General features: G+C 37.1%; 8 protein-coding genes. 5 read left to right on the top strand and 3 right to left on the bottom strand.

The genetic code is table 11. The features are described 5' to 3' along the window. Nucleotides 1-17: 17 nt before the first annotated feature. The 4 genes from AW17_RS11575 to AW17_RS11560 all read left to right on the top strand — a co-directional run bounded on the left by AW17_RS11575 (nt 18) and on the right by AW17_RS11560 (nt 8,316). Nucleotides 18-929, top strand: a complete 912-nt coding sequence (locus AW17_RS11575; RefSeq protein WP_051691780.1) for an SdiA-regulated domain-containing protein — start codon at nt 18-20, stop codon at nt 927-929. A gap of 290 nt (nt 930-1,219) precedes the next feature. Beyond that, on the top strand, nt 1,220-4,834 hold the full coding sequence (locus AW17_RS11570) for a BamA/TamA family outer membrane protein (protein ID WP_029276514.1): 3,615 nt from the start codon (nt 1,220-1,222) through the stop codon (nt 4,832-4,834). 141 nt (nt 4,835-4,975) lie between these two features. Beyond that, entirely contained in the window at nt 4,976-7,402 is a 2,427-nt protein-coding gene (locus AW17_RS11565; RefSeq protein WP_051691779.1) for a GAF domain-containing protein, read from the top strand. A 557-nt stretch (nt 7,403-7,959) separates the two neighbouring features. Next, nucleotides 7,960-8,316 (top strand): response regulator, encoded by a 357-nt coding sequence (locus AW17_RS11560; RefSeq protein ID WP_029276511.1) that lies wholly within the window; start codon nt 7,960-7,962, stop codon nt 8,314-8,316. Nucleotides 8,317-8,685: 369 nt separating this feature from the next. On the opposite strand, the gene AW17_RS25145 is transcribed toward AW17_RS11560, so the two are convergent. From AW17_RS25145 to AW17_RS11550, 3 genes are read right to left on the bottom strand one after another with little or no spacing between them, the layout of a single operon-like run. Further along, on the bottom strand, nt 8,686-9,135 hold the full coding sequence (locus tag AW17_RS25145; protein WP_280739978.1) for an AarF/ABC1/UbiB kinase family protein: 450 nt from the start codon (nt 9,133-9,135) through the stop codon (nt 8,686-8,688). A gap of 35 nt (nt 9,136-9,170) precedes the next feature. Then, nucleotides 9,171-9,989 (bottom strand): ABC1 kinase family protein, encoded by an 819-nt coding sequence (locus tag AW17_RS25140; protein WP_280739977.1) that lies wholly within the window; start codon nt 9,987-9,989, stop codon nt 9,171-9,173. Nucleotides 9,990-9,996: 7 nt separating this feature from the next. Continuing rightward, on the bottom strand, nt 9,997-10,650 hold the full coding sequence (locus AW17_RS11550) for a TetR family transcriptional regulator C-terminal domain-containing protein (protein WP_029276510.1): 654 nt from the start codon (nt 10,648-10,650) through the stop codon (nt 9,997-9,999). 225 nt (nt 10,651-10,875) lie between these two features. On the opposite strand from AW17_RS11550, the gene AW17_RS11545 reads away from it, so the two are divergent. Continuing rightward, nucleotides 10,876-11,730 (top strand): HD domain-containing protein, encoded by an 855-nt coding sequence (locus tag AW17_RS11545; protein WP_051691778.1) that lies wholly within the window; start codon nt 10,876-10,878, stop codon nt 11,728-11,730. Nucleotides 11,731-12,149: the final 419 nt, after the last annotated feature.

Below are 12,149 nucleotides of genomic sequence, written 5' to 3'. Positions count from 1 at the left end.
ATTTAAATTTTATCCTTATGAAATACAATAAAACTTTCCTCGCCTCTAGCTTGCTAATTTCAGTTGCCTTTTTAGGTATATCATGTGTGAATGCGAACCGTGATGATAAAAAAAGTGATTCTACAGAAACCGTTTCGGCAGGTGGAGAAGAAAAATCAAACTTTCCTTACGATTTAGCAAATCCTGTAAAATATAATATGCCGCAAAATTTATTCGAAATTTCTGGAATTGTATTTCATAACGGTGATCCTAAAGAAGTATTTGCGATTCAGGACGAAGACGGCGATTTGTTTCATCTGGGCTTGACCGATAAAGAATCGAAATTTACCAAATTTGGTGGCAAAGGCGATTATGAAGATCTGGCTATCTTAAATAACACTGTAATTGTGTTAAAAAGTAATGGCGAACTGCATAGCTTTCCCATTAGCGAGATCAATAAACCAGAAGTTGCAGATGTGGTTAAAATCAAAAATTTGGTTCCCAAAGCCGAATATGAAGGTTTGGCCGCTGATGAAAAAAACAGTATGATTTACGTCCTCACCAAAGATAGCAAACCTGATTCTAAAGCAAAAGCTTCGAGTATTTATGGCTTTAAATTTGGTGCTGATGCGGCATTAACACCGGCTGGGGAATTTAGTCTATCACACAAAGAAATCGAAAAATTATCCGGAAGTTCAAAATCAAGGTTCCGTCCATCGGCATTGGCGAAAAATCAAAAAACCAACGAGTGGTATGTACTTTCTTCAGTAAATAAGGTACTTGTTGTTACCGATACTGATTTCAAAGTTAAAGCGACTTATTCTTTAGATCCTAGCTTGTTTAACCAACCAGAAGGTATTGCATTTGATCGCGATAGCAACCTTTACATCTCTAACGAAGGTGGTACTTTATCGGCAGGAAACATTTTATTGTTTAAATTGAAAAAATAGGTTTTGGTAGTGGTGTCCTAATACGATCGTCCTTCAATAAATTAATAGTCATCTCCTGAAGCGTAGCGAAATGGAGAGATCTATAATAAATTTCTCAACTGTGTTGCAATCCGTTCGAAATGACGACTTATGATAAAAACTTAATGTACTTAACTTCTTAATGGTGAGAAGCTCACTTCTTAAGTATTAGTTTACGATTAAGGATATAACGTTTAACGATGCTTAACTGAATAACACCCAAGAAACAAAATAAATTTTAAAATAACTACCTTTATACAAACGCTGAGTCTATGATTAAAAGATTTACCCTTTTTACCATCTTATTTTTAATCAACTTCATTGCGTTTGCGCAGGATGATGTAAAATATCGTGTAATTCTTTTTGGCGATGCAGGCGAGATGAATCCTGCACAGATGCAGGATTTAAAAAACGCAGCCAAGCAAATTCTTCCCAAAAAAACAACCGTTGTATATTTGGGTGATAATATTTATCCAACAGGAATGGGCCTGCCAGGTAGTGTTGAAGAGGAAGAAACCAAGAAAATCCTCCGTTCCCAATTCGAGCCTATGCGTAAAATGGGTGCTGCGGTTTATTTTGTTCCCGGCAACCACGATTGGGATAAATCTGGCCCCAAAGGTTTGGCCAAAATCAAAGCGCAAGATGATTTCCTTAAAGCACAGAACGATCCATTACTGAGGCTAATACCAGAAAACGGATGCCCTGATCCTGTGGCCATTAAATTAACTGATAAATTAACCATCATTGCTTACGATAGTGAATGGTGGGTTTTTCCATACAATAAATCAAACCCTAACGGCGAATGCGAATGCCGTACCAAAGATGAGGTTTTGGTCAAAATGGAACAGTTACTCGAAGAGAACAAAGACAAGGTTATTCTTTTAGCCTCACATCATCCATTTCAGAGTTACGGCCCACATGGCGGTTATTTCAATTTGAGGAACCACATTTTTCCACTCACATCGCTGGATAAAAATCTATATATCCCATTGCCTGTTTTGGGTTCTATTTATCCGATGTTGCGTTCCACTTTATTAAGCCCTGAAGATTTAAATCACCCTGCTTATAAGGATATGATTAAATCAGTAACCGGTGTATTTGGCGACTACCCAAATGTGACCTATGTGGCGGGGCATGAGCATGGTTTACAGTTAATTAAAGGGAAACAATTGCAGGTGATCAGCGGTTCGGGTTCAAAGGTGTCGCCAAATAAGGGGGGTAAAACTTCTTTGTTTCATGAAATGCAACAGGGCTACGTGGTTGCCGATCAGTTGAAAAACAACGATATGCGCTACGAATATTACATTTATTCAGATACGAGCGTTAAAAGAGTTTACAGTTACATTAAAAAGTTCGAAACCATCCCTCAAAAAGTAAGAAATAGAGATAAACCAATTACCGCTGATAGTATTTTCGTACGTATTAAGCCGGAATATGATAGCGTTGGCCGCTTTCACCGTGCTATTTTTGGCGAAAATTACCGTAAAGAATATGCTGCAAAAACAAAGGTTCCTGTATTACGGGTTTCTCAAATGATGGGTGGTTTAAAAGCGACTCAGCGCGGTGGAGGCAATCAATCGCGTTCTTTACGATTAGAAGATAAAAACGGTAAAGAATATGTATTGCGTAGCGTAGAGAAATATCCTGAAGTGTTATTGCCTGCCGCACTACGCGAAACTTTTGCTAAAGATATTATAAAGGATAATATGTCGGCGCAGCATCCGTTTTCGGCACTGGTAGTTCCCGAACTTGCCAAGGCTGGCGGTATCCCGCATAGCAACCCGATTATTGGCTGGGTTTCTCCTGATAACAATTTAGGCGAATTTGAATCGGCATTCGCCAATACTTTGTGTTTGTTCGAAGAAAGAGAACCCACTGGAGAATCAGACAGTTCTCCTAAAATGGATAAAAAACTAACGGACGATAACGATAATAGATTAGATGGACCAGCCTGGGTAAAAGCAAGGGCATTTGATGTGTTATTGGGCGATTGGGACAGGCATGAAGACCAGTGGCGCTGGAAAGAAACCAAAACTAAAGATGGTTCGCTTTATTCGCCGGTACCAAGAGATCGCGATCAGGTATTTTTCAGATCTGACGGCCTTTTACAGCGATACACACAATCTTCGTCATTATTACCCATGATGCAAGGTTATGAACGTGGTATAAAAGATATCAATTGGTTTTTATGGGAAGGAAGAGAAATCAGCAGCCGTTGGACCGCCAATATTGACGAGGAGGAATTCGATAAAATTGTGAAAGATTTCTGCGCAAATTATAACGATGCCGTTTTTGAGAAAGTGCTAAAAAAACTCCCTGAACCAAGTTACTCATTACATCACGATGCCTTTTTGGCACAGATGCGTAACCGGATAGCCACTTTGCCAAAGTTAATGAACCAGTATTATCATTTCTTTAACCGCATTGTAGATATCGAGGTAACCAATAAAAATGAACTGATTCAGATTACCGATGCTGAAAACGATGGGTTACGCGTAAAAATCAATAAAATTTCTAAAGAGGGTAATATCAAAGACGAACTCTTCGATCGGAAATTCGATCCCAAAGTAACCAAAGAAATCAGGGTGTACATGCACAATGGTAACGACAGCTTGATTCTGAACAATAAAAATTCTAATATTAAATTGCGGATTATCGGTGGCAAGGGTACTAAAGTTTACGATTTTGCAAACAGCAACGGATCTGTAAAGTTATACGGAAGAACGGATAAGGCAACTTATCACGGAGAGGATGCCAGTAAAATCAGAAAAATAATCTCTAACGATACTTCTAACTTCAGCTACATCCCAAAAGACATGTACCGCCGTAATTCGTGGTTGTTAAACGCCGGTTACAATCAAGATGATGGTGTTTTATTGGGATTGATCTACAAACAAACTAATCCTGGTTTCAGGAAACAGCCTTATGGCAATTCGCAGACCATTTCCTTTTTGCATTCGTTTTCGACCAAGGCTTTTAGGTTTAATTATAAAGGTGAATGGTTAAAAGCTTTAGGTAAGGCTGATTTTGTGTTAAAAGCCGATGCTTACGCCCCAAATAACACACAAAATTTCTTTGGTTTAGGAAATGAAACAAGTTTTGAGGAGCATGGCGATGATGATGATAACATCAGGTATTACCGCGCACGTTTCAACCTTTACCAGGTTGATGCTTCAATTAGGTGGCGCCGCCCTAAATCTACTTTTAGCGTTGGACCGTCGTGGCAATACTATAAATATAATCAGGAAGATAACCAAGGGCGTTTTATCGAAAATCCATCACAATTGCATTCGTCCGATTCGCTTACCGTTCGAAACGAAAAGATGTTTGCAGGTGCATTTGTAAATTTCACCAACAATACCCGCGATAATGATCTGTTACCAACCCTGGGCAGTTATGTTGATTTTAAACTTTTGGGCTACAAAGGCGTTAACAAATACTCAAATTCTTACGGACAGTTTACGGCCAGTATAGCTTTGTACAAAAACCTCGATGGCAGAAAAAACTTCATTTTGGCAGATCGTTTTGGTGGAGGGGTAACCATTGGTAAACCAGCTTTTTATCAGGCCTTATATCTGGGCGGACAAGGAAATCTCTTAGGTTACCGCCAGTTTAGGTTTGCCGGTGAACATACTTTTTATAACAACTTAGAGCTTAGGGCCAAACTTGGCGATCTGGTTAGTTATGTTTTACCCGGACAAGTTGGCTTATTGGGTTTTTATGATGTAGGCAGGGTGTGGAAACGTGACGAAACTTCTACATTATGGCACCACGGTATAGGAGGGGGCGTTTATTTCGCTCCGGCATCACTTACAGTTGTGCGATTTGTGATGGGACACTCGTCAGATGGCTGGTATCCATACGTATCGCTTAATTTTAGGTACTAAATTTGTGTAACATATTAATAGATGTAATATCCAAGTATTACGTTCAGCAGACGAACATTGCTTTAACGAGTATGTATCTTTGCAATCGATTAGTAATTAAATAGATAACTATAAAATTTACACTATAGCAAAACTTATACAATGAATACCAATGTAATACAGATACATAAAAACGAATGTATACATTGCCAGGTAGAATCATCCCTGTCTTTCCGCCCACTTGTGGAATATTTAAAAGGCAGATTGAAAACAGAAAAATCGGTAAAATCTGAATTTTACAGGTTTTTACTTCAAAAAATTGAAAAAGACGATGTGCTGCTTGGCAACATCAGTGCTGAAGATTTATCTCAATATAAAGATACCTTAGAATTAATTTTTACCATTCTAACTCCTTTAATGGATAATGAAGATGATTTGTTTTGGGCTCTAAGTACCCCAATTCCAGATCAGATTTTCTTTAGCACCAATGCATTCTATAAATTTTTTAAGGATCATGATCCTAAAAATAAGGTAACGAAAGACAACGAGCCTATTGAGAAAAAACAACTTAAGTTTATTTACAATGTTATTTTAGGCCGTTTTTATAACTTTACTTCGGTGCTGAAAAATGAGATCATTTATGCTCATATTAATCAGGAAACAAAACTGACACAATACTACAATATCCAAACCGATACGAAGTTTGTAGATATTATGCATAAGGGCAATTTACCTGAACTTAATTTTGAAGAACTGGGCAAGCATTTTCAGGACGAAACCGAACTGGAATATCTGGTAAAGCACCTGCCTTTACAAGATTTTCACTTTGAAGGATTCAGCATCATCTCAATAACAGATGTGACCTTGCAACATGCTATAGATGGTATCCGCGATGCGCTTGTTAATCACAATTATCAAACCGAAGCCTATACACATGTAATCCATGCCTTAAAAACCCTTAGTGGAAACGGAAAACTCGAATTTGGTTTAATGCCTTTTTTAACCGTTAACAATAAGTTGGTTTTCGATAATCAGGAGTTTTCACAAAGTATGCTGATTAATTCGGCAAAATCATCCAATCTGGAAGAAGAAGTTTTCTATTCGTTGGTTGATAAGTATAAAGAAAACCCAAGGGCCATTTTTGTAAGCTCAATTAACGACGATCAGATCGATAAAGATCCTTTTTTGAGGGTTTTAAAAGCTGCCGGTGTTTGCTCTTATTCAGTACTGCCTGTATACTACAATACGCAGTTGGCTGGTGTTTTAGAAGTTTATTCGAGCGAGGAAGTACTGGTTGACGATAAACTTTTATCGAGGTTACGCCCAGCGATGCCTTTAATCGGTCAGCTTTTCCAATACAGTATCGAAGAATTTGATGCTAAAATGGATGAAGTGTTGATGGATAAGTTTACCGCCTTACAACCATCGGTGCAGTGGAAGTTTAACGAAGCTGTTTGGCATTTTCTTCAGCAGAATAACAGTTACCATAAATTAAAGGAAATCGAAACGATCACCTTTAAACATATGTATCCACTGTTTGGCGCAATTGATATCCGTAATTCTACCATAGAGCGGAATAAAGCTTTAAAAGATGATATGGAAGTACAGTTAAACAGTTTAATTGATACTTTAAAGGCTGTCCGCAAACATGTTTCTTTAGAACTTACCGATAAACTATTGTTCAATTGTAAAGATTGGATTAAACGCATCGGCGATTTTGCTTCATCAAACGAAGAAAATAAGCTGAACGAGTTTTTAGAAATCGAAGTTTACCCTTTCTTATCAATTATAAAAGGAAACTACCCGATAACAGCTGAGTTTGTAGATCGTTATTTCGAAGTTATTGTTCCAGAAACCGGTGCTGCTTTTGCAAATCGCAGGCAGTTGGAAATTTCGATGCAGCTGATCAATACCGAAGTGAGTCAGTACCTCGAAAAATCGCAGGCTAATTTACAGGCTTCATATCCTTGTTATTTTGCCAAATTCAGAACTGATGGAGTGGAATACGATATTTACATCGGACAGGAAATTGCACCAGATCGCCCATTTGATTTGTTGTATCTTAAAAATATCCGTCTTTGGCAGTTAACTTCAATGGTCGATATCGCACGTTTATCGAAAGGCTTAATTGGTGAAATGCCCCGTGCATTAGAAACCACACAGCTGATCTTTATCCATTCAAATGCAATTGATATTAGCTTTAGGAACGATGAACGCCGTTTTGATGTAGAAGGTGCTTACAACATCCGTTACGAAGTAGTTAAAAAACGTATTGATAAAGTATTGGTTAAAGGTACAACCGAACGTTTAACGCAGCCCCATAAAATTGCAATGGTTTATTTCAACCCTGAAGAAGCCAAAGAATATATGGAGTACATTAAATATATGCAGGTTCAAGGGTATTTAAAGGACGATTTAGAGCAGCTTGAACTAGATGAACTTCAAGGTGTTTCTGGCTTAAAAGCTTTAAGGGTAGGCGTAAAATATCTGGAAAGTAAAGTAGCAGGTAAAACAGATGCTGCTAAAAAACTTAAACCTAAAGAGATCAAGTCCATCGAGAAGGAAATCGCGAAGGTACTGCAGCACTAATAACTATAGGTCAGTGACGCTACAAGTTAAAGGTTGTATCATAAGTTTTGATTCCCATTCGAACTTGTCACGTTGTCCAAAGGACTCCTACGGAGAGCTTGTCGAAACGCTTTGTGGAGCATTTGAACAAGTCCTTCGACAGGCTACCATTGACAGGCTCCAATAGGATGGTCGTCATCTCGACTGTAGTGCAACGAAATGGAGAGATCTTTGTAACAAGTTATTGAATCAAGGTTAAAAGATTTCTCCTCCAAAGGAGTTCCTTTGGAACACTGCGGTCGAAATGGCGATATTTCAAGACCATTCACATGCTTTATCCATCTGTCATTCATAGTGATTTTTGTGAAATAAATTATCCCTCAGGATGACAACTATGTGTATGATACAGCCTCCTTAGAAGTTTGTATTATATTTAAAAAACATAAGGCTTTCTGATCACAGGCATTAATTCAAGACGAAAACTTGAAACTTTTACCAAGCATTTGTAAAATATTTTAAGATATTTTATTGATATCGTCTTTTTATTTATATTTAATGAGAATTTTAGTCTGTTTATTATGAAGAAAAAGGTTGTGCTTGTTCAGGATAATAAAGATATCCTTGATATAATGGACCATGTATTGGAAGAGGAGGGATTTGATGTTACGGCATCATTGACAACCGAGCCTATAGATAAAATAGACCAAATTGAACCCGATGTCGTGATTGTGGATGATCACATTAAGGGAAAAAAGAGAGGATCACAGGTGATTAAAGAACTTAAATCTGATCCTGAAACAGAAGATGTATCAGCTGTGTTAACTTCCACATCAAATAACTTACCTCAACAGGCAGAAGAATGCAAAGCTGATGATTATATCGAAAAACCGTTTGATATCGATCACATGATTGAAGTGGTAAAGAAAAATACTTAAAATTTCTTATTCAATTGAACAGTCGTCATTTCGACTGGAGTGCAACGAAATGGATAGATCTTTGTAACAAGTTATTGAATCAAGGTTAAAAGATTTCTCCTCCAAAGGAGTTCCTTTGGAACACTGCGGTCGAAATGACGATATTTCAAGACCATTCACATGCTTTATCCATCTGTCATTCATATTGATTTTTATACAATAAATTACCCCTCGAAATGACGGATCTTTATTGATTGATCGTTTCTCCGCAACATTATAGATGAAATCTTAATGTTCTTAATTTCTTAATGGTCAGTATTGATCACGCAATGAGGAACCAATATTCAAGTAACTTATAGATTATTTCTCTGTGCTGTAGAAATGATGTGTTTACACATTGATATTAGGCTTAAATGTATCTGTTTTAACCGTTGCTTTTAATTCATGTAATATCGTATACAGCCCAAAATTAGTCCGGTTAACATAAATAAAATGTTTTACGCCGCGAGCCTGTTTAAATTCTGGCATTTTAGAAATTTTTTCGCCATAGATATATAGTTGCTCAAAAAAATCAGGTTTACTAAAATCGAAAGATTTACTGGTATAGGGTTTGGCAAACAGACTGATCATCTCCCTATACGATTTATGGTAAAACTCAATCTGCTCAGGAGAATCGTCGGCATGGATCATATCCAGTTTTCTAAATGCATCTATCGTTTTATTTTTATCATTAATTACATCAGTAGAAATTAAGGCGAAAAACGGGTAATAGAAATCATCAGGCATTTCTTTTATACATCCAAAATCAATTACTCCAAGGTTTTCATCCGGCGTAATCATAAAATTTCCAGGATGTGGATCCGCATGCACAGCCCTTAGCCATGCTGTTGGAAATTATAGAAATCCCACAGCGCCTGTCCGATTTTATTACGTAATTCCTGAGAAGGATTCGTTTGTAAAAATTCTTTTAAATGCAAACCATCAATCCAGTCCATAGTAATGATCCGCTTTCCGGATAATTCTGGATAGTACTTTGGAAATACAACATGATCGAGGTTTTTACAGGCTTCTGAAAATTCGATAGAACGTTTAACTTCCAGTTCGTAATCTGTTTCTTCGAGCAAACGTTCTTCAACTTCTTTAATATAGATATTCAATTCCCTTTCCGACATGCCCAATAAACGGAAAGCGAAAGGTTTTACCAGCTTCAGATCAGAAGAAATACTGTCTCCAACACCAGGGTATTGAATTTTAATGGCGAGTTTTTTACCATTAAGCATCGCTTGATGCACCTGTCCAATAGAAGCTGCATTGCTGGAGCTTAAGTTAAAACTATTAAAAATGTTTTCAGGTGTTTTCCCGAAATTTTTGGTGAAAGTTCTAACAATTAACGGACCTGAAAGGGGTGGAGCATTGTATTGCGATTGGGTAAATTTATCGACGTAAGATTTCGGCAGGATATTCTTATCCATACTCAACATCTGTGCGATTTTTAAGGCACTGCCCTTTAATTCGCTCAGCGATTTATATATGTCGGTTGCATTGTCCTCGTTAAGCTGTTCTCGGTCCATTTCAGGATTAAACAGTTTTTTCGAATAATGTTTAATGTAATTGCCCCCGATCTGAATACCTGTCTTAACAAATTTTGCCGAACGTTCTACCTTTGTAGTTGGAATACTTTTTTGTGTCTTCATCTGGTATTTAAAACCTCATCTTATCTGCAAACTTCCCGTTCCTGGATAAAAACTTCCCATATTCCAATAAATTATCAATTGGCGAATGCTGAAAAAGATCGAAAGTTACATTAATGCCTTTTTCGATTGCCTCATCGCTTTTTTCGAAACCTTCACTATCATCGTTGATCCAAAAATTAACAATAAATGCAAACTGGATCCATAAGGCATCTTTGTACCTTTTACTTAGAAAACGGCGCTCGGCAAGTTCACCACTATCTAAACCTTCTTCAATAATTTCTTGTGCAAAGTTTTCAAAAATAGGTTTTACGCCAGCCAATACATCAGGGGTAGAAAATTTACCATGGTGATTCTTTAAGCTGTAAATTACAAAACTGCGTTCATTCTTCAGATTTTCAAGATAACTGTAAAAGAAAGAAAGCATTTTTTCTCTGGCTGTATATTGGGGCCAAACTTCCTGCTCTTTGATTTTGTTAATGGTTTCGAAAGTAAGTTCAAACCAGATTGTTTTTTCAATGCTTTCAAAAGAAGAGAAAAACTGATAAAAATCAGCCTCGGTGATTTTAAGCTTTTTCACAAAAACGTAAACCGATTTTGGTTTTTCATTGTTTGTTAAAACATAATCTAAATATGCATTTCTAATTTGCTGAGCAGTTGCCATATACCTGTTTTTTACAAGTATAACGTTTAATTTATTGAGCTTGTTTTTGCAGTTGGTTTTTTGTTGATCATGAAATTGTAATAATAGCTTTCAAAATATTTGAATTTGGTTTTTTAACTATTTATTTTAGTTTTAAGAAGTTTTAATGTTGATAATTTTTTACGATAAAGCTAAAATATTTAGTATTTTTGTTGTCGATATTTCTTTTAATTAAAGCACAGCAATATGATCGAGGTGAATGATTTTTTATACGGCAAAATGGAACTGCCGATGGTATTTTCTGATCTGTTAAATACTGATGCTTTAAAAAGGTTAGGTGGAATTCATCAAAGCGGTGCTATATTTTTGGTTAATCCGGATATCTGCCATTCGCGGCTGGAGCATGCCATAGGAGTTACCATGTTGATCAGGATGCTTGGTGGTTCGGAACTGGAACAAATTGCGGGGTTGCTACACGATATTTCGCATACCGCTTTTTCTCATGTGGGCGATTATGTTTTCGACAATACAGACGAAGACTATCATGAAAAGGTTTTCGCCGAAGTTTTATGCAGATCGGAAGTGCCTGATGTGCTGTTAAATTATGGATACAATGTTAACCAGATTCTGTATGGTACGTTTGATATTTTAGAACAGCCATTGCCAGCGCTCTGTGCAGATCGTTTGGACTACACTTTGCGTGACGGTATTCATGGTGGGGTAATTTCCCGTCAGCGTGCCCGCGAATTTTTGACTTCCATTGTGTTGAAGGATGGGAAAATAGCGGTGAATGCAGAAACTGAGGTGGCTTGGATTAATGAAGCTTTTGAAAAACTGAATAATGAAGTGTTTAAACTGCCGCTTCACCTTTACGCCAACGGCAAAATGGCCGAATTAATTAAGAAATTTCTGAATAAGGGGGGCTTGGTTGAAAGTGATATGTTTAAAACAGATACCATGTTGCTAAACAAAATCAGAACTTCTTATGAAGGATATGAAGCCATTAAATCAATCAAACAGTTAAAAGGTTTCGCTGAATTTATGCGCCATGGAGCGGTACCAAAGATAAAAAAAAGAACTTTGAATGCTTTGATGGTTTAGTGTTTAGGAGTTGATGTTTTACGTCGATTACCCTCTTCGTTTCGTCCTCCTGAACTTGTTTCAGGATCTTTCTTGTAACTTATAGATCAATGGTTATAAACCAATGAACAAGTTTGGCACGGATACGCAATAACAAAGCTTATCCCTCGCTTAGTCATCCTGAGAGATAATTTATTGTCTAAAAATCAATATAAATAATATAGAAATTCAAAGAGATAGCTCCTCCAAGATTTCATCATTTCGAGCGGAGTGCAACGCAGTCGAGAACCACGAAGTGCTCAGCGAAGCTAAATCTGACAAGATAGATCTCTCCATTTCGCTGCGCTCCAGGAGATGACGATGCTTTTTATTGAAAGTCTGTCAATGGTAACTTGTTTCAGGATCTTTTCTAATGTAATGAGAATAAAAACCAGTGACTA

Source organism: Pedobacter borealis DSM 19626 (assembly GCF_000708285.2).
Taxonomy (GTDB): domain Bacteria; phylum Bacteroidota; class Bacteroidia; order Sphingobacteriales; family Sphingobacteriaceae; genus Pedobacter; species Pedobacter borealis.
This window is presented reverse-complemented; position numbering and strand designations above follow the sequence as displayed.